Annotated in this window: 24 protein-coding genes; 7 read left to right on the forward strand and 17 right to left on the reverse strand. The window is 70.9% G+C overall.

The window, feature by feature from the left end:
* The first annotated feature begins 25 nt into the window (after positions 1-25).
* The 4 genes from ACZ5YD_RS05815 (at position 26) to ACZ5YD_RS05830 (ending at position 3,935) form a co-directional block, all read left to right on the forward strand.
* Complete coding sequence (locus ACZ5YD_RS05815) at positions 26-2,401, forward strand: VWA domain-containing protein (RefSeq protein ID WP_379745862.1); 2,376 nt, start codon at positions 26-28, stop codon at positions 2,399-2,401.
* Positions 2,402-2,503: 102 nt separating this feature from the next.
* Positions 2,504-2,725, forward strand: a complete 222-nt coding sequence (locus ACZ5YD_RS05820; RefSeq protein WP_379745859.1) for a CbtB domain-containing protein — start codon at positions 2,504-2,506, stop codon at positions 2,723-2,725.
* 2 nt (positions 2,726-2,727) lie between these two features.
* Positions 2,728-3,582 (forward strand): CbtA family protein, encoded by an 855-nt coding sequence (locus ACZ5YD_RS05825; protein WP_379745856.1) that lies wholly within the window; start codon positions 2,728-2,730, stop codon positions 3,580-3,582.
* Complete coding sequence (locus ACZ5YD_RS05830; RefSeq protein WP_379745853.1) at positions 3,582-3,935, forward strand: (2Fe-2S) ferredoxin domain-containing protein; 354 nt, start codon at positions 3,582-3,584, stop codon at positions 3,933-3,935. Before ACZ5YD_RS05825 ends, ACZ5YD_RS05830 begins: the two co-directional genes overlap by 1 nt.
* 159 nt (positions 3,936-4,094) lie before the next feature.
* Here ACZ5YD_RS05830 and ACZ5YD_RS05835 read toward each other — a convergent pair whose 3' ends face one another.
* The 10 genes from ACZ5YD_RS05835 to ACZ5YD_RS05880 all read right to left on the reverse strand — a co-directional run bounded on the left by ACZ5YD_RS05835 (position 4,095) and on the right by ACZ5YD_RS05880 (position 12,670).
* A complete protein-coding gene (locus ACZ5YD_RS05835; protein WP_379745850.1) occupies positions 4,095-4,466 on the reverse strand; it encodes a DUF3209 family protein in 372 nt (123 codons plus the stop codon).
* Positions 4,467-4,546: 80 nt separating this feature from the next.
* Positions 4,547-5,746, reverse strand: coding sequence for a CbiX/SirB N-terminal domain-containing protein (locus ACZ5YD_RS05840; RefSeq protein ID WP_379746032.1), 1,200 nt, complete (start codon positions 5,744-5,746; stop codon positions 4,547-4,549).
* 77 nt (positions 5,747-5,823) lie between these two features.
* Positions 5,824-6,558: a cobalamin biosynthesis protein gene (locus ACZ5YD_RS05845; RefSeq protein ID WP_379745847.1), complete on the reverse strand. Its 735-nt coding sequence runs from the start codon at positions 6,556-6,558 to the stop codon at positions 5,824-5,826.
* The gene (locus tag ACZ5YD_RS05850; protein WP_379745844.1) at positions 6,551-6,892 is read right to left on the reverse strand and encodes a ferredoxin; all 342 of its coding nucleotides are present in this window, start codon (positions 6,890-6,892) and stop codon (positions 6,551-6,553) included. Before ACZ5YD_RS05850 ends, ACZ5YD_RS05845 begins: the two co-directional genes overlap by 8 nt.
* Positions 6,882-7,955 carry a precorrin-3B C(17)-methyltransferase gene (cobJ, locus tag ACZ5YD_RS05855; RefSeq protein WP_379745841.1) on the reverse strand — a complete coding sequence of 358 codons (1,074 nt, stop codon included), beginning with the start codon at positions 7,953-7,955 and terminating at the stop codon, positions 6,882-6,884. The genes ACZ5YD_RS05850 and cobJ overlap by 11 nt, the downstream gene beginning before the upstream one ends.
* 2 nt (positions 7,956-7,957) lie before the next feature.
* Positions 7,958-8,917 (reverse strand): precorrin-3B C(17)-methyltransferase, encoded by a 960-nt coding sequence (locus ACZ5YD_RS05860; protein ID WP_379745838.1) that lies wholly within the window; start codon positions 8,915-8,917, stop codon positions 7,958-7,960.
* 1 nt (position 8,918) lies between these two features.
* A complete protein-coding gene (gene cbiG / locus ACZ5YD_RS05865) occupies positions 8,919-10,034 on the reverse strand; it encodes a cobalt-precorrin 5A hydrolase (RefSeq protein WP_379745835.1) in 1,116 nt (371 codons plus the stop codon).
* Between the two features lie 25 nt (positions 10,035-10,059).
* The gene (locus ACZ5YD_RS05870; RefSeq protein WP_379745831.1) at positions 10,060-11,106 is read right to left on the reverse strand and encodes a cobalt-precorrin-4/precorrin-4 C(11)-methyltransferase; all 1,047 of its coding nucleotides are present in this window, start codon (positions 11,104-11,106) and stop codon (positions 10,060-10,062) included.
* The gene (locus ACZ5YD_RS05875; RefSeq protein WP_379745828.1) at positions 11,103-11,966 is read right to left on the reverse strand and encodes a cobalt-factor II C(20)-methyltransferase; all 864 of its coding nucleotides are present in this window, start codon (positions 11,964-11,966) and stop codon (positions 11,103-11,105) included. Before ACZ5YD_RS05875 ends, ACZ5YD_RS05870 begins: the two co-directional genes overlap by 4 nt.
* Entirely contained in the window at positions 11,963-12,670 is a 708-nt protein-coding gene (locus tag ACZ5YD_RS05880; protein WP_379745825.1) for a hypothetical protein, read from the reverse strand. The genes ACZ5YD_RS05875 and ACZ5YD_RS05880 overlap by 4 nt, the downstream gene beginning before the upstream one ends.
* Before the next feature lie 148 nt (positions 12,671-12,818).
* On the opposite strand from ACZ5YD_RS05880, the gene ACZ5YD_RS05885 reads away from it, so the two are divergent.
* Positions 12,819-13,634 (forward strand): DUF7839 domain-containing protein, encoded by an 816-nt coding sequence (locus ACZ5YD_RS05885; RefSeq protein WP_379745822.1) that lies wholly within the window; start codon positions 12,819-12,821, stop codon positions 13,632-13,634.
* Between the two features lie 34 nt (positions 13,635-13,668).
* On the opposite strand, the gene ACZ5YD_RS05890 is transcribed toward ACZ5YD_RS05885, so the two are convergent.
* Positions 13,669-14,379: a cyclase family protein gene (locus tag ACZ5YD_RS05890; RefSeq protein ID WP_379745819.1), complete on the reverse strand. Its 711-nt coding sequence runs from the start codon at positions 14,377-14,379 to the stop codon at positions 13,669-13,671.
* Between the two features lie 237 nt (positions 14,380-14,616).
* Between ACZ5YD_RS05890 and ACZ5YD_RS05895 the strand changes: the two genes are divergently transcribed.
* Entirely contained in the window at positions 14,617-15,630 is a 1,014-nt protein-coding gene (locus ACZ5YD_RS05895; protein WP_379745816.1) for an agmatinase family protein, read from the forward strand.
* 22 nt (positions 15,631-15,652) lie between these two features.
* On the opposite strand, the gene ACZ5YD_RS05900 is transcribed toward ACZ5YD_RS05895, so the two are convergent.
* The 6 genes from ACZ5YD_RS05900 to dapA form a co-directional block, all read right to left on the reverse strand.
* Positions 15,653-16,867 carry a M20 family metallopeptidase gene (locus tag ACZ5YD_RS05900; RefSeq protein ID WP_379745813.1) on the reverse strand — a complete coding sequence of 405 codons (1,215 nt, stop codon included), beginning with the start codon at positions 16,865-16,867 and terminating at the stop codon, positions 15,653-15,655.
* On the reverse strand, positions 16,864-17,952 hold the full coding sequence (gene dapF / locus ACZ5YD_RS05905; protein ID WP_379745810.1) for a diaminopimelate epimerase: 1,089 nt from the start codon (positions 17,950-17,952) through the stop codon (positions 16,864-16,866). Before dapF ends, ACZ5YD_RS05900 begins: the two co-directional genes overlap by 4 nt.
* Complete coding sequence (lysA, locus tag ACZ5YD_RS05910) at positions 17,949-19,463, reverse strand: diaminopimelate decarboxylase (protein ID WP_379745807.1); 1,515 nt, start codon at positions 19,461-19,463, stop codon at positions 17,949-17,951. The genes dapF and lysA overlap by 4 nt, the downstream gene beginning before the upstream one ends.
* Positions 19,460-20,299, reverse strand: a complete 840-nt coding sequence (locus ACZ5YD_RS05915) for a 2,3,4,5-tetrahydropyridine-2,6-dicarboxylate N-succinyltransferase (protein ID WP_379745804.1) — start codon at positions 20,297-20,299, stop codon at positions 19,460-19,462. The genes lysA and ACZ5YD_RS05915 overlap by 4 nt, the downstream gene beginning before the upstream one ends.
* A 138-nt stretch (positions 20,300-20,437) precedes the next feature.
* Entirely contained in the window at positions 20,438-21,232 is a 795-nt protein-coding gene (gene dapB, locus ACZ5YD_RS05920) for a 4-hydroxy-tetrahydrodipicolinate reductase (protein ID WP_379745798.1), read from the reverse strand.
* Complete coding sequence (dapA, locus tag ACZ5YD_RS05925; RefSeq protein ID WP_379745795.1) at positions 21,229-22,164, reverse strand: 4-hydroxy-tetrahydrodipicolinate synthase; 936 nt, start codon at positions 22,162-22,164, stop codon at positions 21,229-21,231. The genes dapB and dapA overlap by 4 nt, the downstream gene beginning before the upstream one ends.
* 412 nt (positions 22,165-22,576) lie before the next feature.
* Here dapA and ACZ5YD_RS05930 point away from each other — a divergent pair, with 412 nt between their 5' ends.
* Positions 22,577-22,741: a hypothetical protein gene (locus ACZ5YD_RS05930; RefSeq protein ID WP_379745792.1), complete on the forward strand. Its 165-nt coding sequence runs from the start codon at positions 22,577-22,579 to the stop codon at positions 22,739-22,741.
* The last annotated feature ends 15 nt before the right edge of the window (positions 22,742-22,756 follow it).

Consider the following 22,756-nt stretch of genomic DNA (forward strand, 5'->3'; position numbering starts at 1 on the left):
AAACCTCCGTGAGTCTAAGACAAGTATGATTGATTTAGGAGAGAACAAAAAGGCTTCGCACGATCGGGGCGAAGCGCCCTCGTTCGCCGGGATCGTCGGTCAGGGGGAACTCAAGCGCGGTTTACTCGCCGTCGCGGCCGACGACGACCTCGACGGTCTCCTGATCCGCGGCGAAAAGGGGACGGCGAAGTCGACCGCCGTCCGGGGGCTCGCGGACCTCCTCCCGACGCGGACGGCCGTCGCGGGGTGTCCCTACGGCTGTCCGCCCGCCGATCCCGACCGACAGTGTGCGGACTGCCGCGAGCGCGCACGAGCAGAACTCGAGACGGTCGAGCGTCCGGTTCCGCTGGTGACGCTCCCGCTGAGCGCGACCCGCGAGCGCGTCGTGGGGACGCTGTCGGTGGCCGACGCGCTGGGCGGCGACTACGAGTTCGATCCGGGGCTCCTCGCGCGGGCCAACCGCGGGATCCTCTACGTCGACGAGGTGAACCTCCTCGAGGACCACCTCGTCGACACGCTCCTCGATGCGGCCGCGAGCGGGGTGAATCGGGTCGAGCGCGACGGGGTGAGCGTGTCCCACCCCGCGGAGTTCACCCTCGTCGGGACGATGAACCCCGAGGAGGGCGACCTCCGTCCCCAACTTCGCGACCGCTTCGCCCTCCAGGCGACCATCGAGGGATGTCGTTCTATCGACGATCGGGTGGCGATCATCGATCGGGCGCTCGGTCGGTCCGGGGACGGCATCGACCGCGAGGAGGCGACCGACTCCACGACGCAGTCGGCGTATCGCGACCGGCTCGAACGCGCGCGGCGGCGACTCCCGGACGTCACGCTGCCTCGATCGCTTCGAGAGGAGATCGCGGAGCTGTGTCGCGACGCCGGGATCGAGGGACACCGCGGCGACATCGCGACCGCACGCGCCGCCCGGACGTTCGCGGCGCTCGAGGACCGCGGCCGCGTCATCGAATCGGACGTCCGGGAGGCGGCCTCCTTCGCGCTCCCGCACCGCCTGCGGTCGCGCCCGTTCGAGGAGGCGCCCGACGCCGAGGACCTCATCGACGATCACTTCGATGACGCCGACTCGTCGGACTCGGAACGCGGGGAGGACGGCGGCGACCGAGGGGACGGGAGCGCGAAGGGGGGAGACCACGAGCACGATCCGACGGATCGCGAAGGTGGCGATGGGGAGCGAGCAGGCGGCGACGAACGAGGAGGCGACGATCGGCCGGACGGCGAACGAGGAGGCGACGATCGAACGGGCGAGCCGGACGAGGACGGAAGGGACCGATCAAACCGGAGTCGGACCGACGGTCGCGACCCCGGAGCCGAGCCGAGCGACGGACCATCGGCGGAGTCGGTCGCGGGCGAGTCGACCCTACCGGGCGAGGAATCGACCGCGGACGGAGAAGATACGGCCGATCCGAACGGAGGAGGGGCGGACGAATCGGGCGAGAGAGAGGCGGGCGAATCGGGCGAGAAAGACGGAACCGGCGACTCGCACGCACCGCGGCCGGGCGACGCGGGGGAACGCGGCGGGGACGTCGGATCGGACGGACCGGAGGCGACGCCCGTCGTCCCGGGCGAGTCGCGCGTCGGGATCGAGCCGGGGAGCGCGCCCGACCTCTCGGTTTCCGAGCCGATCGACGCCGGGAGGGGCGACGTCGGCGGCGGATCCGGCTCGCGATCGCGCCCGGGCGTCCAGGGGACCGATTCGGGACCGCGGATCCGATCCGAGCCGGCGGGAGGGTCCGAAGCGTCCGACGTGAACGTCGGCGCGTCGCTCCGAGCGGCGACCCGCCGCGGGTCGGATTCGATCGAGTCACGCGACCTCCGGCGGTCGGTCCGACGCGGGAGCGCGGACGCGCTCGTCGCGTTCGCGATCGACGCCAGCGCCTCGATGCGCCCGGCGATGCGCGCGGCCAAGAGGACGGTTCTCGAGCTGCTCCAGGACGCCTACGAGCACCGCGACGAGGTCGCTGTGGTCTCCTTCGCCGGCTCCGGGGCCGACGTGTTGCTCCCGCCGACGGACAGCGTCGAGCTGGCCGCCCGACACCTCAAGGACGTGCCGACCGGCGACCGGACCCCGCTTTCCGCGGGACTGCGAACGGTGGGTGAGGTCCTAGCCCGGGCCGAACCCGCCGCGAGCGTCGTCGTGGTGGTCACGGACGGTCGGGCGAACGTGGCCGACGGCAGCCCGAGCGCGGAGACGCGCGAGGCGGCGCGCGAACTGGCGGCGACGGGCACGCACGTGGTGGTCGTCGACGCCGGGGATCCCGAACGGGACGACCGTTCGAGTCTCGTCGACGTGATAGTCGAGGAGACCGCCGGCGAGCGCGTCTCCCTGGCGGCGCTTTCGGCGGACCGGATCGACGCGACCGTCGGAACCGTTCACGAGGGGTGACGGGACGTCGGGTCCGACGGTCGCGTCGATCGAACACAATTCGATCGTCGTTCACTCGAAAGTTTTACAATCTTACTTGATGTTGTGCAAATCGTATTTATCATGACGACCGCGATCGACGCCACGACGGAGGCAGCCGGCGCGACGCCGGAGACGGTTCACGGACGGATCGAACGCTCGCGGGTCGAACTCACGCCGACGCAGATCGCCCTCGGGGTTCTGCTGGTCGCGGCCCTCGGGTTCGCGCTGTTGTTCCTCCAGGAGCCGATGGCCCACGACTCGTTGCACAACTTCCGACACGCCGCCGGCGTCACCTGCCACTGAGGATGTTCGCCGAGTACGTTCTCCGCGGCGTCAAGGCGGGGCTCGTCGCGGGGCTCGTCTTCGGCCTCTTCGTCGCCGTCGTCGCCAACCCGCTCGTCGCGTTCGCCGACGAGCTCGGCCACGGCGAGGCGGCGATCGAGGCGGACGGCGACCCCGGTGCTGCCGGTGCGGATCACGACCACGACGGGAGTAGCCACGACGCCACGGACCACGGCGTCGTCGGTGAGACGGGCCACGACCACGGCGTCGTTTCGGCGACGACCACGAGCGTCGTGAGCATCGCCTCGAGCGTGCTCTGGGGGGTCCTCCTCGGCGCGGTGGTATTCGGGGGCGGGTTCTACCTGCTGGAGCCGGTCCTCCCGGGTGATTCCGGATCGGCGACCCCTGACGTAGCCGCCGGCTCCGCCGGTTTCCTTTCGGCCTCCGTGGCGCCGTGGCTCGTGTTGCCGCCGCAGCCGCCGGGCGCCCGACAGTTCCTCGCCGTGTCGACCCGCGTTCGCCTCTACGCCGGTATGGTGGCTCTCGGCGTCGTCTGTTGTCTGCTCGCGCTGTACACCTTCGATCGGCTCTCGCGACGGGACCGGCGGTCGACGACCGTCGCCGCGGCCGCGGCGCTGGTGCCGTTCGGGCTGCTCGCGGTTCCCGTAGTTCTCGCGCCCGCGAACCCGGTCGAGAACCCGCTTCCCGCGGAGCTGTCGGCCGGGCTGGTCGGGCTCACGGTGTTCGGACAGGCGCTGCTGTGGGCGGTCCTCGCGGGCGCCCACGCGTGGCTGCGACGCGAGTCGTCCTCGCCGCCCGCCGACGATCGACGCGCGGCCGGATCGACGAACGGCGATCGAGTTCCGAGCGCCGACTGATGCGGGACCGGACCAAGGACGTCCACGCGAACGGATTCACGGACCACGTGTTGGTCTGTACGACCGAGCGCGACTCGGAGTACGCCTGTTGTGGGGACGCGGGCGGCGAGGCCGTCCTCGAGGCGGTGCGGACGTGGCTTCGCGACCGGGACCTCTACTGGTCGAGCGTCCACGTCGCGGAGACGAGCTGTCTCGGCCTCTGTAGCGAGGACGGCACCGCGGTGGCGATCCACCCGCGGAGCCGCTTCTACTCGGACGTGACGCCCGGCGACGTCCCCGACCTGCTCGCCGCCGAGTTCGGCGACGAGGGCGGGCTGATCGAGGAACCGGATCCGGGGCGAAGCTCGGCGTAACGTCGAGATCTCGGAGAAGCGCGACTTCGAATGGGTGCGGTTCCGTCAAAAGTTCGCGAGGACGGGAGGGTGCGTTTCTCGACCGGCGGCGTTAAATTCCTCGACCGGGAGTCGTCACCTTCTCGACCGAAAATCGTCAACCACCCGGCCGCAAACCGCTCACTCCTCGGCCGGGAACGTCTCGTGGAGCACGTCGTGGGCGTCCCCGAGTCCATCGAGGAGGCTCTCGCCCTGGTCGGTCAGCCGGCGCACGGCGCGTTCGGCGTCGCGAACGGCGACGAGCCGGCCGCGCAGGTAGTCGTACTCCGGATCGGCGGAATCGGTCTCTGCGACCTCGGCCTCCAGGTCGACGAGGGCCGCATCGAGGTGACGCTCGATCGCGTCGAGCGTCTCCGCGTTCGCGAGCGCCTCGATCGGACCCTCCAGATGGCCCTCCAGTTCGGCCTCCGCGTGTTCGCGGGCGGTTCGGTCCTCGGTGCCGAGGACGTTCATCACTCCGAGTCGTAGCGCTTCGAGTTCGTGACAGCTCATGTGTGTGGATGTTCCGTGTGTCCGGTAAGTGGTTCGCAAGTCGTTCGTAAATGTTCGTATCGGTCCGTCCTATCGTGGCCTCACAGCGTGACGTCGACCAGATCGGAGACGATCCGTCCCCGATCGAGGTGCGAGGAGACGATTCGTCCGGCGTCCGATTCGTCGACGTCGCCGTACCAGACGCCGTCGGGGTAGACGGCCACCATCGGCCCGTCGCCGCAGCGTCCGAGACACGACGATCGGGTGATGCGCGCCTCGCAGGCGTCCGAGTCGCGAACGGCCTGGCGAAGGCGCTCGAGGACCGCCGGCGCCCCGTCGGCCGCACAGGTCTGGTTGGTACAGACCGCGACGTGCGCGTCGGGCGTATCGTGGGCGTGGGGATCGTCGTCGACGTCCTCGCGATCAGCGTGCGACTCGCGGTGGGTCACGGCCCGCAACATCGCACGGGCGCCGCCGACGTCCTCCTCGTAGCCGTCCAGCTCGACCTTGTGCTTGCAGGTGTCACACGACATCTCGACGCTTCCGGTCCGGGCAGCCTGCCAGCGGTCGCCGAGGACGTCGAGCAGCCGCGAGTCGGTCCCGAGCGGATCGCCGGCCGCGGCGTCGACGTAGGGGTACTCCGCGTCGAACTCGGCGGCCCCCTCGCGAATGCGCTCCGTCAACACGCCGTCGCCGAGCATGTACGGGAGCACGACGACCGCGTCCGGCCGGGCCGTGGCGACCCGATGGAGCGTCTCCTCGAGGCGAGGCTCCGTCACGCCGATGAACGACGCGGCGACGCGATCGAAGGCGCGCCCCTCCCGGAGCAGCCGGGCGAGCTTGTGGACGTCGCCGTTGGCGTCGGGATCGCTGGATCCCCGGGCACAGAGGACGACCGCCACCTCGTCCTCGTCGCGATCGGCGCCCAGTTCGGCCTCGACCGCCGCGGCCCGGTCGTCGAGCAGGTCGACGATGGCGGGATGGATCCCCAGATGCGACCCGTTGTGGATCTCGACGTCCGGATGCGCCGACCGGGCCGACCGAACCGCGAGCGGGACGTCGGCCTTCACGTGGCTCGCCGCGAAAAGCGACAGCTGGACGACGGCGATCCGCGAGACGCTCGCCGCGAGCCCGGCGATCGCCTCGTCGATCGACGGCGACGCGAGCTCGATGAACCCCGCGTCGACGGGGATGCCGAGCCGGTCCTCCAGGCCGGCCGCGAGCTCGCGAACCTGCTCGTTCGACCGTTCGCGCCGCGAGCCGTGGCCGACGAGCAGCACGGCCTCCTCGTCGGGGTCGATCGGGGATGCCGACGCGCTGGAGGGGTCACCGGACCGGGACGAACCGTCCCCGAGGCCAACGGCGTCGGAACTCGTCGTCACGGTGACTCCTCCAGCTCGCCCACCGCCGCCCCGGTCGCGCGCTCGACGCTTCGTCGGAGCTTCGCGCGCCGGTCGTCCGCGTACAGGCCGGACTCGTCGCTCCCGGCGTAGACCCACTCGGCGAACCCGGCGACGTCGGCTTCGTCGGCCAGTCCGAACCAGTAGCCGCCCGAGGAGGTCTCGGAGAGGTCGTCGCTCGGGGCGTGCACCTCGGCGGCCGACAGCTGCGAGCGGATCGTCTCGAGGAGCGCCCGGTCGTCGTGGACGAACGAGACGCCGACGGAGGCCGACGACTCGCGGAAGCAGACGGTGCCGCAGGCCTCCAACAGTCCCCGAACGAGCTGCCGGCGGTTCTCACGGAAGGCGTCGAACCGGTAGCCCCCCGGTTCCCCGTCGATCGGGAGTCCGAACGCCGCGCTGGCGCGTTCGGCCGGCGCGCCGACGACGCGGATCTCGTGTTCGTCCTCGAACCGGACGATCGAGGCGTCGTGGGCCGACTCGCGAGCGGCGACGCGGTGGTCGGTCCCGGTCCGGCTCGTCCCCGCGACCGCCGCGAGCGCGTCCGCGGCGGTCTCGTCGCCGGCGCGCGTCGTGATGGAGGTTTCGGTCAGTTCGCCGTCGCCGGCCACGCGACCCCAGAAGTACGCCGTCTCCGGACCCGAAGCCAGCAGGTCATCGACGGGCTCGATCGCGTGAGTCCCGCCGGCAGGGGACGGATCGGCGTCACTCATCCGCGACCACCTCGATCGTGTCGTTCTCGGGGACCTCGACCTCGATCGCGTCCACCGGACAGGCCGCCGCGGCCCGCTCGGCGTCCGCGAGCCGATCGTCCTCGAACCGGGCGACGACGGTTCCGTGCGATTCCCCGTCGGCGTTCGTGGGTTTACCGGCCGGGCCGGCTCCCTCGATCGCCGCCAGTCCGTCTGCGGCCTCGCGGAATCGGTCGTCGCGGACGAGACAGGCGAAGATCCCCTCACAGGCGTCCCGGTCGAGGGTGACGCGGTAGGCCTCGCGGTCGTGATCTGCCTCCGTCGTCTCGCTCCGGTGGGAGGATTCAGTAGTCATACTTGGACTCGTAGCCCCGCGGCGTCACCATCCGGTCGTCGAAGACGTAGGTCTCCTCGTTGCCGACGAGGATCGTGGTCGTCATGTCGATCAGATCGCTCTCGCCGAGCTCCTCCAGCTCGCCGAGTTCGACGATCTCGACGCGTTCGTCGTCGCGGCCCGCGCCGTGGACGACGCCGACTGGCGTCTCCGGGTCGCGGTGTTCGAGCAGGATCTCACAGCACGTCTCGAAGTTCTCGCGGCGCTTGCGGCTCCAGGGGTTGTAGATCGCGATCGTGAACCCCTCGGGGGCGACGGCGTGGAGCCGGGATTCGATCTCCGACATCGGCGTCAGGTGGTCCGAAAGCGAGACGCTGACGGTGTCGTTGACGAGGGGGGCGCCGAGCCGGGCGCCACACGACTGGGCCGCGGGAACGCCGGGGACGACCTCGAAATCGACCGCCGAGGCGGTCGCGCCCTTCGACTCGAGGATCTCGAGCGCGAGTCCCGCGAGCGCGTAGACGTTCGGGTCGCCGCTGCCGACGATCGCGACGTCGTTGCCGGCGAGGGCCCGGTCTATCGCCTCCTCGGTCCGGGAGACCTCCCCGCACATCGGCGTGTCGTAGAGCTCCTCGGCCGACTCGGTCACCTCGTCGGGGAGCAGCTCGATGTAGGTCGTGTAGCCGACGACGTGTTCGGCCTCGAGGAGCGCTCGACGGGCGCGCGCGGTCATCCCCTCCGGCTCGCCGGGGCCGAGCCCGACCGCCACGAGGCGGCCCGGGTCGCCCTCGAAGTCGTCGACGGTCGACTCCACCCGCTCGTCCGTGGCGTCCCTCTTCGACGTAGCCGTCGAGCCGCCGCACGTCGACTCCGAACCCGCACTCGAACTCGGGTTCGACGCTCCGCAGGCGGACCCGGAGTCGTCGTCGGTGGCGGAGCTCGCCGCGCCACAGGTCGACGCGGAGCTGCCGGAGGCGGCGGTCGATTCGTCGTTCGTTTTCGTCGCGTCGATCGCGTCGGTCGCGTCCATCGCATCGGTCGTATCGGTCGATTCCGTCGTGTCGGTGGCGTCGTTCGTGCTCATGATCAGAAGTCGTCGACGTCACGCCCGCCGCGCGGGGTGACGAGGTGTTCGCCGTGGTCGTTCTCCCAGACGGTCGTCTCGTGGGTGCCGACGAGGATGGAGGTCCCCATCCCGCCGACCTCCTCGTCGTGCGCCGTCGCCTCGCCGAGGGTGGTGATCGTGTGGGTCTCGTCCTCGAGGTTGCGCCCGGCGTCGCCGCGGCCGGCGTCGTTGAAGATGCCGACCGGCACGTCGTCGGAGCGCTCCTCGCGGATCACCTCGATCGCGCGCTCGTAGTCGCGCCAGCAGTTGTAGAGGACGATCACGAACCCGCTGATCGCGGCCGCCCGCAGCTTCTCCTCGATCTCCTCCCAGCCGCGCCACTTGTCCGAAAGCGAGACCGTACAGAAGTCGTTCGACAGCGGCGCCCCGAGGTTCGCGGCCCCGCCGAGCGCCGCGGTCACGCCCGGCACCACCTCGATCGGGACGTCGCGGGCGTCCTCGGCGTCGGCCATCGTGAACAGCAGGTCGCTCTTCCCGTAGACGTTCGGGTCGCCCCCGGAGACGTGCGCGACGTCCTCGCCGGCGCGCACGCGCTCGAAGGCTTCCTTCGCGAGCTCGATCTGGCGGCCCATCGACGACCGAACGAGCGTCTGTCGGGTCCCGTTCGGACGCTCCAGGACCGTCCCGGTTCCGGTTCCGGTCCCGGCCCCGTCGCCGTCGTCGCCGACGGATGCGGTCGCCCCGCCGTCCGTGGCCGCGGGATCGCCCGCCTCCTCGACCGCCGCGCTCTCGGGCGGCAGGGTCCCGTCGCGTCGCAGGAACTCCTGATAGAGGTTCGAGGCGATCACGCAGTCGGCGGTGGCGATCACGTCCCGTGCTCGCTGGGTCATCGCGTGCGGGAGTCCGGGGCCGATCCCGACGACGTAGAGGGTTCCGAGGTCGGCGTCGGCGACGGCCGATTCCGATTCATCAGCCGCCATTCTACCGCCCCACCGCCACGGTCACGGCGTCGTCGAACCGCTCCTTCTCGCGGGCGAGTTCGTGCTCGCGGCCGCCGGCGATCGCCGACGCCTCCGCGATGCCCGGCCAGCCGATCAGCTCCTTCGAGCGGGACGGCGAGGGACCCTCGAACTCGAGGAGCGTCTCCTTCTCGAAGAGCACGACGCCGGCGCCGATCGCCTCCGCCGCCGCGTAGAGCCCCTCCTCGCCCTCCTTTCTGGTCCCGGTGGCCACGAAGTCGACGTTCTCGACCGTCAGATCGAGGTCGTCGAGGGCCCTCTCCCAGGCGTCGAGGACCTGCTCCTCGTCGACGCCCGAGACGGTGCCGGTGCCGAGGACGACGCGGTCGTCGGCGTCAGTCGCATCGTCGGCGCCGTCCGCATCGTCGGCGCCGCTTCCGCCGTTCCGCTTGAGGACGGTCACGTCGTCGTCGACGAGGACCGCCCGCGGCCCGTCGAGGCGCGCGACCGGTCCGAGTTCGTCGTTGAGGACGGCGAGGTTCGTCGCCACCGTGGAGTCGCCGTTGACGACGTGGCTGTCGAGCGCCTTCGCCCTGCTCTCGACGCCCTGTTTGCCCGCCGCCTCGCTCGCGGTGGTCATCGCCGGGACCGCGCCGAGCTTCGAGAGATCGTGGGCGACCTGGTTCGCGCCGTGGTGGCCGCCCGTGATCGGGATCGCCCAGGTGAGCGCCTCGTCGACGACCACGATGGCGGGGTCGTCCCACTTGTCGTCGAGGAGGGGTGCGGTCTTTCGCATCGCGATCCCCGAGGCCATGAGCCCGACGAAGCAGTCGTACTCGCCCCAGTGTTCCGCGAAGACGTCGCCGTGGTACTCGATGACGTCGATGCTGTCGTACTCGTCCGCGAGACCGTCGACGATCTCCTCGGCCGTCTCGAGCTTGCGCTCGAAGCTCACGATCGCGATCTCCTCCGCCACCTCGCCGTCCGAGTCGGGGGTGGAACAGTGGCCGCCGGAATCGTCGGCGTTCGAGCCATCGGCGTTCGGGTTGGCGGCGTTCGATCTGCCGGTGTTCGAGCCGTTCGATGCGTCGTCCGTCGTCGTGCCGGTATCGGTGTCGGCGTCTGTGTCCGTACTCATCGGTGAATCGGTCGGGTCATGGTGATCAGTCGTCCGCCTCGTTCGCTTCGCTCGTCCCGGTCGTACCGGCCGCGTCGGCCGTTCCCGGCGCGTCATCGTCCCCGGTCGCGCCGTCCACATCGCCGGCGTCGGCCGCCTCGTTGGGATCGTTCCCCTCGGCCGCATCCGATCCGCGGTTCGCCCAGTCGCCGTACAGGTACGACCGTTCGTAGCCGGTCTTGCGCGCCGCGTCGCCGATCACGACGAGCGCGGAGGCGCGGTAGCCCGCCTCCTCGACCGCCTCGCCGATCGTCTCGATCGTCCCCTCGATCACGTCCTCGTCGGGCCAGGAGGCGTGATAGACCACGGCCACCGGCGTCTCGGGGTCGTGGCCGTCCTCGAGAAGTCGGTCCATCGTCTCGGGGATCGCGTGGGTCCCGAGGTAGATGCAGGTCGTCACGTCGCCCATCTCGACGAACTCGCCGATGTGGTCGTCCTCGGGGTCGAGCGTCCGGCCCTGCGGGCGGGTGAACGCGACGTGGTTGGCGACGCCGTTCAGCGTGAGCTGGGTTCGAAGGGTCGCGCTGGCGGCGAACGCCGAGGTGACCCCCGGGACGAGGTAGGTGGAGACGCCCTCGTGTTCGAGCGCGTCCATCTGCTCGAGGGCCGCACCGTAGATCGCCGGATCGCCGCTGTGGAGGCGGACCACGTTCCGTCCCGCCTCGTGGGCGTCGCGCATCAACGGGATCAGCTCCTCGAGGTCCTTGCCGACGCTCGAGACCAGCTCGGCGTCTGCGCAGTACGCCTCGAGCAGCTCGCTGTTGACGAGCGAGCCGGCGTGGACGACGAGGTCCGCCTCCTCGACGAGCTCGCGTCCCGTCACGGTGAGCAGTCCCGGATCGCCGGGACCGGCCCCGATGAACGGGATCCCCTCCCCGACCTCGCCCGCGGTTCGTTCCTGGATCCGGGGATCGCGTCCGTCCGCCTCGGCGGCCGTCCGGGCGTCGATCGCCTCCTGCGGGTCGGTGGCGTCCTCGGTGTCCCCGGTGTCCCCGGTGTCCCCGGCGTCGGGCGAGCCTCCCGACCCCGTCATCGTGATCGCCTCCTCCGGAGGGCGGACCCGAGGCCATCGACGGCGACTCCGCTTCCGAGCGCGACGTCCCCGCATGCCTCGCTTTCGGCGATCTCCTGACGTTCGACGTCGGTTCCCGCGGCGTCCGAGTGCTCGCTCGATGTGACCTTCGGTCCGTCCGTCACGCGCCCCTCCGACTCGAAGGCCGCGGTCGCCGGCAGTTCCGAATCGAGGTCGCGCCGTTCCGCGTACGCGAGCGTGTAGTAGTCCCGGTCGGCGAGCTCGTCCGGCTCGTCCGTGACGACCGTCTCGCCCTGCTCCATGTAGAGCCGGCGACCGTAGACGACGTCGTAGCCCGCCGCCTCGAGCTTCTCGTGGGTCGCGGGGACGTCCGTGACCTTGAACAGCACCATGCGGTCGGGGCCGGTCGGGGCCGCGCCGCGGGCCGCCTCCCGGAGCGCAAGGCTCGACCCGGCCGCGACCTCGACGCCGAGCGCGGTGGTGAAGGCGGTGACGGCGCTCACGCCGGGGACGACCTCGACGTCGACGTCGGGGTGAAACGCCGAGAGCGTTCGCCGGAGGTGGCCGAACGTCGAGTAGACGTTCGGGTCGCCGAGGGTGACGAACGCCGCGGTCCCCTCGCGAGCGCGCGGGGCGATCTCCGCCGCGGCCTCCCGCCAGGCGGCCCGGAGCTCGTCCTCGTCGCGCGTCATGGGGAAATCGAGGTCGCCGATCCGCGAGTCCGGGACGTGTTCGGTCGCGACGGACCGCGAGAGGCGCCCCGGCGAGTAGACCACGTCGGCGCGCTCGAGGACCTCCCGACCCCGGACGGTGAGGAGGTCGGCCTCGCCCGGGCCGAGGCCGACGCCGTAGAGGGTCATCGATCGCCCCCGTCGCCACGAACGCCGCCGTCGGCGGCGACCTCGCGGTCATCGACGCCGCCGATCAGCATGTAGACGGGGTTGTCCGACTCGAAGCTCGTCGCGCCGGCCAGCTCGTAGCCGTGGCTCACCTGGAACTGCAGCACGTCCTCGAGGAGGCCGCGCTCGCGAAACGCCTCGGTGGCGGCGCCCGCGACCTCCAGCCGGGAGACGTTCATGATCACGCGGTCGACGCCGATCTCGACGGCGCGGTCGAGCACCGCCTCGTAGTTTCGACTGCCGCCGAGAAAGAGCGCGTCGGCGTCCCCGGGGATCCCCGCCGGCGCCTCCGCCTCGCGGACCTCGACGGCGGCGTGATCGGGGGTGGCAGGATCAGGGGCAGCGTGATCGGAGGCGGTGGCGGCAGTGGGCCCCGACCCCTCACCCACGCCCGCGGATCCGCCGTCGGCGGCCGGAACGTCCTCGACCGCGATGCCGTTCGCGTCGAGATTCTTGCGGGTGACCGCCGCCCGCTCGGGTTTTCGTTCGATCGCCGTCACTCGGCCGGCCCGACGGGCGGCCTCGACGGTGACGGCGCCGGTACAGGAGCCGATCTCCACGAAGTGGTCGCCGGCGTCGAGATCGAGCGTGTCGATCAGGACGGCCCGCACCGCCGGCTTCGTCGGCCCGGCCTTCGCGTCGTGGGGAAGCGAGACGTTCGCCATCGGCGTATGCAACTCGGGTGAACCCTAAAACAATTTTGGTTGTATTAGTGCTAATGAGTTTGTTCAAAACCGGCCCGAACCGACGATCGGAACAATCTCGTCGGTATTCGACCAAAGGTATTTGAGTTGGACGGACGGAACTCGGGTAATGCCGGGGAACGCGGAGACGACCGAGGAGTTCGGCGTGCTCCAGAGCAAGCGGAACGCCACCAGGTACCAGATCCTCGTGGAGATCGCCGAGCGCCAGCCGGCGGTCAACCAGCGGGAGATCGCCGACGCCATCGGCATCACGGCCCAGGCAGTGAGCGACTACCTGCGCGATCTGATCGAGCAGGGCTACGTCGAAAAGCACGGCCGGGGTCGCTACGAGGTGACGAAGGAGGGCGTCGACTGGCTGATCTCCAAGACCGAGGAGCTGCGCGGGTTCATCACCCACGTCTCCGAGGACGTGATCGGTCAGGTGGAGATCGAGACGGCGATCGCGGCGACCGACCTCTCGGAGGGCGAGACCGTGACGGTGACCATGCGCGAGGGGATCCTCCACGCGATGGCCGGGGACACCGGGGACGCGACCGCGGTGGCGGTGACGGACGCCGAGGCGGGCGAGGACGTCGGCATCACGGACTTCGAGGGCGTCGTCGACTACGATCTGGGGTCCGTGACGGCCGTCTCCGTGCCGCACGTCCGCGACGGCGGCAGCCACGCGGTCGATCCGGACCGGATCGCGGGCCTCGCCGACGACCACGACCTCGTCGCGGTCGCGGGCGTCGAGGCGCTCGTCGCCGCGCGGACGGCCGACGTCGAACCGGACGTCCGCTTCGCCACCGCGAGCGCGGTCCGGGAGGCCGCGACGAGGGGACTCGACGTACTCCTCCTCGCGACGGCCACCCGGCTTTCGGCACACACCGACGAGCTCCGCGACGGGAACGTGAGCTACGAGGTCGTCGACGCCGCCGAGGAGTAGGCGGAGCGACGCGAGAAAACGCCGAATAGACTCTTCACGGCACGTGCGCGACCGCCCGCACGGGCGCCCCGTCGCCGTCCGCGATCGGGAGCGGGAACGCAAGGAGGGTGAACCGCTCGGGAAGCCCCGTCAGTCCCGTCAGATTCTCGATGATCGGGAGGTCGGCCCCGAGGAGGGCGTGATGGACGGGAACCCCGTCGGGCTCGTCCGGGTCGGCGTTCGCGGTCGGGGTCGGATCCGGGTTGAGGGCGTCGACGGCGACGCCGCAGTCCGCCTCCCGAAGGCGGCGTGCGGCCGCCGGCGAGAGGTAGGGGTGATCGAGATACCGATCGTCCGTGCTTCCTTCCGGCCCGGCGGGCGCGTCCGCCTCCTCCGGCCTTCCGCCGGTCCAGTACTCGTCCCAGCCGGTCCGCAGGACCGCGAGGTCGACATCGGGGTCGTCGATCGAGTCCGGAAGGCGGTCGGGCCCGAGCGCCTCGCGCGGCGAACACGGCGTCAGGTCGCGAAAACACGCGGTGAACACGTACTCGCCGACCGCTCGGTCGTCCAGGGTTCCGCCCTCGGGCTCGGTGTGACCGGGCGCATCGATGTGGGTGCCGGTGTGGGACCCACACCGGATCTCCCGGACAGAGAAGCCGTCCTCCGGTATCGTCGCCGCCGGCGTCACGGAGACCGCCGGGTCGCCGGGGAACGTGCGCATGCCCGTCTCGATCGGGTGAGAGAGGTCGCGGTACTCGTCGGCCATGGCCGGGCTTCGGGAGCCGACTCCAAGTAGGTGTCTCCACGGAGACGTCTCCAAGCCGCTGGGCGCTCGAGAGAGGCCGGAGTTCCGACCCGTGGATGGCGCAGAAAGGATTAACGGAGCGCCGCGCGCAGTTGGTGGCAACGTATTACCACCCATGATCGACACGAGACGAGCCCGCCAGGACGGGAGCGAACGAGCGAGACGGGACGCAAACGCCGGAACGACGGAGGGGAGCGCGTGACGCGAGAGACGCGGGAGACGCCCGCCGAGGCGTTTCGCGCCTCCCATCCCGCCTCGGCGATCGACCTGCCGTACGCCGGCATCCCGACCTTCCTCGACGCCGACCACCGCGACGTCGGCGAGCTGGAGGGATACGACGCCGGCGTTCTGGGGTTCCCGTACGACGGCGCCGTGAGCAACCGTCCGGGGGCACGATACGGCCCCCGAGCGGTGCGGGAGGCGAGCGGCTGGTGGGCGTACCTCTCGGGGTACAAGGGCGGGTTGACGAACATGCGGACCGGCGAGTCCGTCGACTTCGGCGATCTCGCGGTGGCCGACTGCGGGGACGTTCCGGTCTTTCCGATGGATCACGAGACGACCGCCGAGAGCATCGCCGCCCACGTCGCGACGGTGGCCGAGCGGGCGCTGCCGGTCTCGATCGGCGGCGACCACTACTGTACGTATCCGGCCTTCCGCGGGTTCGCGGAGGGCGCCGGCCACGACGACGTCGGCCTCGTCCAGATCGACGCCCACACGGACACCGTCTCCGAGAGCCCCCTCTTCGGCCGCGAGTTCCACGGATCCAGCACCGCGTTGATCGCCGACTCGCCGTACGCCGACTTCGAGACGGTGAGCCAGGTGGGAATTCGCGGCTACGAGTCCCCGGAGTTCCTCGAGTTCGCCGAGGAGACGGGCCTCAACCTCTTCGCGATGCCCGAGGTCGACGATCGTGGCATGACGTCGGTGATCGAGGAGGCGGTCGCGGCCGCGGGCGACGGGACCGACGCCGTCTACGTCACCTTCGACATCGACTCGGTCGACCCGAGCGTGGCGCCCGGAACTGGAACGCCCGAACCCGCCGGCCTCTCGGCGTCGCAGGCGCTCGCGGCGATGGAGACCCTCGGCGCACACGAGGCCGTCGGCGCGGTCGACCTGATGGAGGTCGCCCCGACCCACGACCCGGCGGGCAACACCTCGCGGCTGGCGGCGAACCTGCTCGTGGCGTTCCTCGAGCGGAAGTTCGCGGTCTAGGCGAGGATTTCGGACTGCCGATTTACGCCGCGTCCCGATCGTCCTCGAGAAGCTCCGAGAGCGTCCGGGCGACGGCGCGACCGGCCCACTCGACCTCGCGCACGCGGACGTACTCGCGCTCGGAGTGAGCGACCGCGCCCGTCTCGTCGGCCAGATCGCCCGGCCCGAAGACGACCGTCGGCGCCGGCGAGAAGTAGGACGCCTCCGTCGCGGCCGAGAAGGGACGGACGGTGCCGCCGCGGTCCGGAGACTCGCTCTCCGTTCCTCCCGGACGCGTGGCGTCGACCGCCGCCCGAAGCGTTCCGACGAGTTCGTGGTCGGGATCGGTCGAGAACGCGGCGAGGAACGGCGACTCCCGGTCGGTGAGCCGGAACTCGACGCCGACGTCGTCGGGAACGGCCGCGCGGACGTCGAGTTCGAGCGACTCGCGGAACTCCGCCGCCGTCTCCGGCGGGATGGACCGGCGGTCGACGACGATCGCACACCGGTCGGGCACCTGGTTCGTCGCCTCGCCGCCCTGGATCGTCGTCGGCGTGAGCCGCGCCTCGCCGAGCTGCTCGTGTGGCGATCGGGCGAGGTCGAACTCGCGGATCGCACGCAGGGCACCCTCCGCGGCCGCGACCGCGTTCGTGCCCGCGGATTCGGCGGCGTGAGCCGTCTCGCCGCTCAACTCGATCGTCCCCTCGAAGCGACCCTTCGCGGCCGTACAGACGTCGAGTCCGGTCGGCTCGCCGACGACGTACAGATCGCCGTCGAGCGAGTCCTCGGTCCCCTGCAGCCCCCCGGTGAGCGCCGCGGCCCCGAGCGAGTGGACCTCCTCGTCCGGCGTGATCGCGAGCGTGAGCCGCCCGCGGTCGGGGTCGGCGGCGAGGAATCCGACGAGAAGTGCCGCGAGCGGCCCCTTCGCGTCACAGGAGCCGCGTCCGCGGATCACGTCGACGCCCGACTCGCCCGCCACGGTCGCGTTCCGATCGCGCTCGAAGGGGACGTGCGGCGTCACCGTGTCGATGTGGGTGTTACAGACGACGTGCGGCCCCGCGTCGCGGTTCGAGGACGACTTCTCGGCGAGGACGTTTCCGGCGTCGTCCACGGTCGCGTCGGCTCCCCGGTCCTCGAGCGTCGCCACCAGAAACTCCCGCATCTCGGAGACGTCGCGGTGGGAGGGCGTTTTGACCGCCTCCTCGAGGAACGCGATCGGATCGAAGTCGCCGTGTGTAGTCTCCTCGGGCCCGTTCATCGTGGATCGGTCGTCGTGGACCCGCATCCGGGATCGGGGCCGGGATCGACGGCCGGCCTGGCGTCCGCCTCCGTTTCGGGGTCGACGTCGGGGTCGACCGCCGCCTCGCCCGAGAACTCCTCCGTGACCGGACCGGCGAGGGTGGCCGGACCGCCGTCGGGAACCGTGATCTCCAGTTCGCCGCCCGGGGGTCGCGCGCGGATCCGCGTCGAGTCGACGAGCCCCAGCCGGCGCGCGACGGCCGCGATCGCGACCGCGCCGGTGCCACACGAACGGGTCTCGCCCTCGACGCCGCGTTCGAAGGTGCGCTGGCGGAACGTCGGGACGAGGCCGTCGAACTCCCGGTCGTCGTCGTCCGGCGCGTACTCGACGCGCTGTGCGAGGTTGACGTTCGCCCCCTCCGGGAAGACGTCGGCGTGGCGCACCGGCTCCGCGACGGCGTCGAGATCGACGTCGTCGATATCGGTGATCGCGTCGTTCTCGTCGACGTCCCCCGAATCGGGTAGATCCTCCACGAACGCCACCGCGTGCGGGACGCCGGTGTTCACCGCCGAGACGGGGAGCCCCTCGATCTCGGTGCGAAGCAGCGGCTCGTTAGGATCCGTGGCGCTCCCGCGAACCGCGGGATCCGAGGAGCGCGATCGATCGACGGGGACGCCAGCCGGGTCGAACCGCGGGATCCCCATCTCGATGGTCACGTCGCGCCCGTTCGCGTCCACTGCGGCCCGCCGGTCGCCGGCGAGCGTCCCGATCACGAACTCGGCCTCGCCGGTCCGGTCGAACGCCCACGCGGCGACGACGCGCGCGCCGTTGCCGCACATCGCCGCGGTCGAGCCGTCCGGCTGGACGAGCGACATCGTCACCCGCGTCGGGTCGGGCGCCATGTCGACCTCGAGGAACAACACCCCGTCCGCCCCGCGGCGCCCCTCGGGACTCTCGATGCCCGTGTCGCGATCGCAGTGGGCGATCGCGAAGGCCCTTCGACCCTCCTCGTCGAGGCCGGCCCGGTCGGCCGCCTCGGCGTCGACGACGAGAAAGTCGTTTCCGGTCCCGTGGTACTTCCTGAACGCGATCGTGTCGGTCATTCCTTGGATCTCCCGTCGTCCTCAGGGGTGGCCGCATGGCCCGCCCGTCGCTCGACCGCGGTCACGTCAGCGATCGTCTCGCGGTCGCGAACGAGTCGCGCGACGTCGTCCGAACCGCTCGGTGCGTCGCCAGCGCCGCTTTCGGCGCCGCTTTCGCCGATCGCGACCTCGGCCGGCCGTGGTCTGGAGTTGTACTGGTTCGCCATCTCGTAGCCGTACGCGCCCGCGATGCCCACGGCGAGGAGGTCCCCGCGTTCCGGCGCCGCGAGCGGTCGGTCCTCACAGAACACGTCGGCGCTCTCACAGATAGGTCCTGCGACGGTGACCGGGATCGTCTCACCGTCGTCGGCGTCAGAGTCTCGGTCGACGACGTCGCTGCCTTCGCCTCGTTCGTCGAACCGCGTCGAGCAGTTGCGGATCGGGTGATAGGCGTCGTACATCGCCGGACGGAGCAGGTCCGTCATCCCGGCGTCGACGCCGGCGACGGTCGTCTCGGGGGCCGGCTTGACCGTGTTCACGCGCGTCAGGAGGACGCCCGCGTCGGCGACCACGTAGCGTCCGGGCTCGATCGCGAGCCGGACGTCGTGGACGGGGTCGTCGCTGTCGCTGGCGCCGTCCGTGATCGATCCGAGGGCGTCCCGCGTCGCCTCGGCGACCGCGGGGAGGTCGAGGGGCGGCTCGTCCTCACGATAGGGGACGCCGAACCCCCCGCCCACGTCAACGTACTCGAGTTCGACGGGCACCTCCCCGTCGTCCGGGTCGACGAGCGAGCGCGCGAGCGCGCCCATCCGCGAGACGAGCTCGCGGTGGCGATCGAGGCCGTCGGCGTCGATCCCCGACCCCGCGTGGGCGTGGATCCCGACGACCTCGAAGCGCTCCGTCGCCTCGCGGGCGACCGCGGCGGCGCGGTCGTAGGGGACGCCGAACTTGGCGTGGGCACCCGTGCGGACCTTCTCGTGGTGGCCCGCGCCGACGCCCGGGGTCACCCGGATACAGACCCGGCCGTCGTAGCCGCGCTCCGCGAGGCGGTCGAGGGTGTCCACCGCGCCGACGGTGACGGTGAGGTCCGGCCGGTCGCGCCAGCGCGAGACGACCCGATCGAGATCGCGGGCGGGCGGGTTGACCGCGGTGTAGTGGACCCGATCGCCGGGGAAGCCGGCCGCGAGGGCGCGCTCGACCTCGCCGGCAGAGGCGCACTCGGCCTCGAGGCCGGCCGCCTCGACCGTTCGCAGGACGGCCTGCCCGGTGTGGGCCTTGACCGCGTACCGGACGTCGGCGTCCGAAAACGCCGAACGGAGCCGTTCGCAGTTCTCGCGGACCCGATCGAGATCGATCACGTAGAGGGGCGTGTCGTACTCGCCCGCGAGAGCGCGGAGGTGTCCCGCGTCCCAGTCCGCGAGTCGCCGGACCGGCGGTCCGCCGCGGCCGTCGACAGCGCCATGGCTGCGACTGGCGCAGCCATCGGCCGCCCCGTCCGTCGACGATTCGGCCGCCTCCCCCGGATCGCTCATTCGCGCAGGGCCTCCTCCCGCTGAGTGGCCTCCAGCGTCTCGGTCTCGACGTCGGTCGCGACCACGGCGGGCTTGTAGGCGCCGCCCTCGAGGAGGTCGTGGTCGCTGATCGACGACTCGACCATCCGCGTGAACGCGCGGCGGTTCGCCGGGAGGTGGCCGTAGACGACCTCCTCGTCCACGAGGTCGTAGACGGGGATCCGCGGCGTCAAGAGGGTGTTCTCGCCGACGATCGAGTTCTCGCCGACCCGGAACCCGGAGGTGACCCGACAGCCCGCGCCGAGGGCGACGCCGTCCTCGATCACGACCGGCGCGTCCTCGACCGGCTCGAGCACGCCGCCGATGAGCGTGTTCGCGCCCAGCTTGACGTTCTCGCCGATCTGCGCACACGACCCGACCGTGTCACAGGAGTCGACGAGCGTCCCGTCGCCGACGCGGGCGCCGACGTTCACGAACGAGGGGCTCATCATGATGCAGTCGCTTCCCAGATGTGCGCCGCGTCGGATCACGGTCCCGTCCGGCGTGTTGCGCGTGCCGCGCTCGCCGAGATCGTCGGTCTCGCGAAGCGGGAGGACGTCGTGGTAGGTGACGTCGCCGTAGGCGCGCGCCTCGGTCTCGCGGAGCCCGAAGTTGAGCAGGATGCCGCGTTTCACCCAGGCGTTCGCCTCCCAGGAGGTCACGTCGTCGCCGGTCTTTTCGGCCGCCCGGACCTCGCCGGCCTCGAGCGCGTCGAGGAAGGCGTCGAGGGTCGCCTCGTCGTCGCCCGTGGTCTCGTCGGCCGAGAGTCCGTCGTCGTAGCGCTGCCAGAGGTCGTTCACGTCGGCTCGAAGCGTCATGTGCGATCGGTGGTCGAGTGGCGGTATTTATGCGTCGGTTCGTGAGGCGGGATATCGTGAATCGTTCGTAGGGCGTGATCTCTCGAGTCGTCTCGTCGATCACGAGTCGTCTCGTCGATCACGAGTCGTCGATGACGGTCACGAGCCGTCGATGACGTCGTCGAAGGTGTACCACCCCGCCTCGCGGTCGGCGAGCCAGCCGGCAGCGTCGAGCGCCCCGGCCGCGAACACCCCGCGGTCGCCGGCCCGATGGACCAGCTCGAGAACCTCGTGGTTGTCCGCGAGCAGCACCTCGTGTTCGCCGGTGACGTCGCCGGCGCGGCGCGCGTGGACCCCGATCTCGCCCGGTTCGCGGGGGGCGTGGCCCTCACGGCCGTGGACGCGTCCGTCCGGCGAGAGGTCCTCGCGAACGTCCTCGACGTCCGCGAGGATGGTGTTCGCGGTGCCGGAGGGCGCGTCCCGCTTGCCGTTGTGGTGAGTCTCCGTCACCTCGACGTCGTATCCGGGAAGCGCCGCGACCGCCTCGCGAACCGCGCGTCTGAGGGCGGCGACCCCCCGCGAGAAGTTGGCCGCCTTGAGCACCGGCACCGACGAGGCGGCTTCCTGGAGCTTCGCGAGTTCGTCCCCGGAGAATCCGGTCGTTCCGGTGACGAGCGGCACGTCGGCGTCCGCACAGGCGTCGGCGTACGCGAGCGCGGAGGCCGGACCGGTGAAATCGACGGCGACGTCGGGATCGACGGCGGCGAGCCGGTCCGCGAACTCCGAGGCGGGGTCGACCGCGACGCCCGCGACGGGCTCCGTCTCCGAGCGGTTCACGGCCAGGACCACGGACATCCCCTCACGATCCGCGGCCGCCTCGATCACCTCACGGCCCATCCGGCCGCCGGCCCCGGTGACGGCGAGCCGGAGGGTGCCCGGATCGCCCGAACTCATCGAGAGGCCTCCGGCGTGGCGAACGCGCCGATCTCGCCGGGCGCCGCGGTCTCGTACTCGCGGAGCAGCGCCTCGAGGTCGTCGCGGTGTTCCTCCGAGAGGCGGGTCAGCGGCGGGCGCAGGTCCGGGCGGCCCCGGTCGCGGATCGCCATCGCCTCCTTGACGGGGATCGGGTTCGTCTCGACGAAGAGTTCGCGACAAAGCGGCGAGAGCTCGTGGTGGATCTCGCGTGCGCGCTCGTAGTCGCCCGCGAGCGCCGACCCGACCATCGCGCAGGTCCGCTCGGGCTCGACGTTCGCGACGACGCTTATCGTGCCGGTCCCGCCGACCGAGAGGATCGGCAGGGTGAGGCCGTCGTCGCCCGACAGCACCGCGAACTCCTCGTCGGCGGTGCGTTCGACGACCTCGCTGATCAGGCCCAGATCGCCGGAGGCGGCCTTGTAGCCCACGATGTTCTCGTGTTCCGCAAGCCGCGCCGTCACGTCGACGGGGATCGACCGGCCGGTCCGCGAGGGGACGTTGTAGACGATCTGCGGCAGGTCGACGGCGTCGGCGATGGCCGTGTAGTGCTCGTAGAAGCCCTCGGGCTCGGGCTTGTTGTAGTACGGCGAGATGAGGAGCAGGCCGTCGGCGTCGGCGTCCGCGGCGCGCCGCGACAGCGAGAGCGCCTCGGCGGTGTTGTTCGATCCGGTCCCGGCGATGACCGGGACGTCATCGACCGCCTCGGAGACGGTCTCTATCACGTCGACGTGCTCGTCGTGGGACAGCGTCGCCGACTCGCCGGTCGATCCGACCGGTACCAGGCCGTCGACGCCGGCGGCCTCCAGATACCGCGCGTTGTCGGCGAGCTGTTCGTGGTCGATCTCGTCCCGTTCGGTGAAGGGGGTCGTCATCGCGGGCATCACGCCCTCGAAGGGTTGGGTCGTCGTCATTGGTGGATCTCGTGTGGTTCGTGGTGTGTTCGTGGTCGTCGGTTCGGTCGTTGGTCGTTGGTCGTCGGCTCGCGGTCGTCGATTCGATCGTCGGTCGAGCCGCAGTGGGTTCGCGGTCGTGGATCGATTCGATCGTCGGCCGGTTCGGAGCCATCGGTCGTCTCCCGAACGACGTCGAAGACGTCGCTGTCGGGGACATCGGGGGCCGCCCGGGACGGGGTCGCCACTCCCGCCGACGGGCGTTTCAGGCGCGTTTTTTCGAGAAGAGCCGCGTCGCTGGCGATGCCGGCGTGCCCTGGATGGACGCGGAGTTCGTCACACGCGTGAGTGCGTCCTTCGGTTGCTTATAGATTTCGGCTCGTGAGTCAGCCTCGACCCAACGCTTATCCGACTCATGGCCCGAGGTGGCACAATGAGCCTGTTCAGAAAGGCCGGGACGGAATTCGAGCGGGCGAAGCGAGCGGTCATCGGGAACGAGGAGGCGGCGTTCGTCTGTACGAGCTGCGAGGAGGACCTCACCGAGGAGCACTCGCATTGTCCCCACTGCGGTGAGGCGACCGTCGAATCGCTCGAGTGAGCAAGCTTCGCGGCG

The sequence above is a fragment of the Halopenitus salinus genome (genome assembly GCF_055397165.1).

What these genes read in the sequence shown, in the direction of transcription:
- ACZ5YD_RS05815 (WP_379745862.1), top strand. Translation starts at nt 26, where the DNA reads ATGATTGATTTAGGAGAGAACAAAAAGGCTTCGCACGATCGGGGCGAA.
- ACZ5YD_RS05820 (WP_379745859.1), top strand. Translation starts at nt 2,504, where the DNA reads ATGACGACCGCGATCGACGCCACGACGGAGGCAGCCGGCGCGACGCCG.
- ACZ5YD_RS05825 (WP_379745856.1), top strand. Translation starts at nt 2,728, where the DNA reads ATGTTCGCCGAGTACGTTCTCCGCGGCGTCAAGGCGGGGCTCGTCGCG.
- ACZ5YD_RS05830 (WP_379745853.1), top strand. Translation starts at nt 3,582, where the DNA reads ATGCGGGACCGGACCAAGGACGTCCACGCGAACGGATTCACGGACCAC.
- ACZ5YD_RS05835 (WP_379745850.1), bottom strand. Translation starts at nt 4,466, where the DNA reads ATGAGCTGTCACGAACTCGAAGCGCTACGACTCGGAGTGATGAACGTC.
- ACZ5YD_RS05845 (WP_379745847.1), bottom strand. Translation starts at nt 6,558, where the DNA reads ATGAGTGACGCCGATCCGTCCCCTGCCGGCGGGACTCACGCGATCGAG.
- ACZ5YD_RS05850 (WP_379745844.1), bottom strand. Translation starts at nt 6,892, where the DNA reads ATGACTACTGAATCCTCCCACCGGAGCGAGACGACGGAGGCAGATCAC.
- cobJ (WP_379745841.1), bottom strand. Translation starts at nt 7,955, where the DNA reads ATGAGCACGAACGACGCCACCGACACGACGGAATCGACCGATACGACC.
- ACZ5YD_RS05860 (WP_379745838.1), bottom strand. Translation starts at nt 8,917, where the DNA reads ATGGCGGCTGATGAATCGGAATCGGCCGTCGCCGACGCCGACCTCGGA.
- cbiG (WP_379745835.1), bottom strand. Translation starts at nt 10,034, where the DNA reads ATGAGTACGGACACAGACGCCGACACCGATACCGGCACGACGACGGAC.
- ACZ5YD_RS05870 (WP_379745831.1), bottom strand. Translation starts at nt 11,106, where the DNA reads ATGACGGGGTCGGGAGGCTCGCCCGACGCCGGGGACACCGGGGACACC.
- ACZ5YD_RS05875 (WP_379745828.1), bottom strand. Translation starts at nt 11,966, where the DNA reads ATGACCCTCTACGGCGTCGGCCTCGGCCCGGGCGAGGCCGACCTCCTC.
- ACZ5YD_RS05880 (WP_379745825.1), bottom strand. Translation starts at nt 12,670, where the DNA reads ATGGCGAACGTCTCGCTTCCCCACGACGCGAAGGCCGGGCCGACGAAG.
- ACZ5YD_RS05885 (WP_379745822.1), top strand. Translation starts at nt 12,819, where the DNA reads ATGCCGGGGAACGCGGAGACGACCGAGGAGTTCGGCGTGCTCCAGAGC.
- ACZ5YD_RS05890 (WP_379745819.1), bottom strand. Translation starts at nt 14,379, where the DNA reads ATGGCCGACGAGTACCGCGACCTCTCTCACCCGATCGAGACGGGCATG.
- ACZ5YD_RS05900 (WP_379745813.1), bottom strand. Translation starts at nt 16,867, where the DNA reads ATGAACGGGCCCGAGGAGACTACACACGGCGACTTCGATCCGATCGCG.
- dapF (WP_379745810.1), bottom strand. Translation starts at nt 17,952, where the DNA reads ATGACCGACACGATCGCGTTCAGGAAGTACCACGGGACCGGAAACGAC.
- lysA (WP_379745807.1), bottom strand. Translation starts at nt 19,463, where the DNA reads ATGAGCGATCCGGGGGAGGCGGCCGAATCGTCGACGGACGGGGCGGCC.
- ACZ5YD_RS05915 (WP_379745804.1), bottom strand. Translation starts at nt 20,299, where the DNA reads ATGACGCTTCGAGCCGACGTGAACGACCTCTGGCAGCGCTACGACGAC.
- dapB (WP_379745798.1), bottom strand. Translation starts at nt 21,232, where the DNA reads ATGAGTTCGGGCGATCCGGGCACCCTCCGGCTCGCCGTCACCGGGGCC.
- dapA (WP_379745795.1), bottom strand. Translation starts at nt 22,164, where the DNA reads ATGACGACGACCCAACCCTTCGAGGGCGTGATGCCCGCGATGACGACC.
- ACZ5YD_RS05930 (WP_379745792.1), top strand. Translation starts at nt 22,577, where the DNA reads ATGAGCCTGTTCAGAAAGGCCGGGACGGAATTCGAGCGGGCGAAGCGA.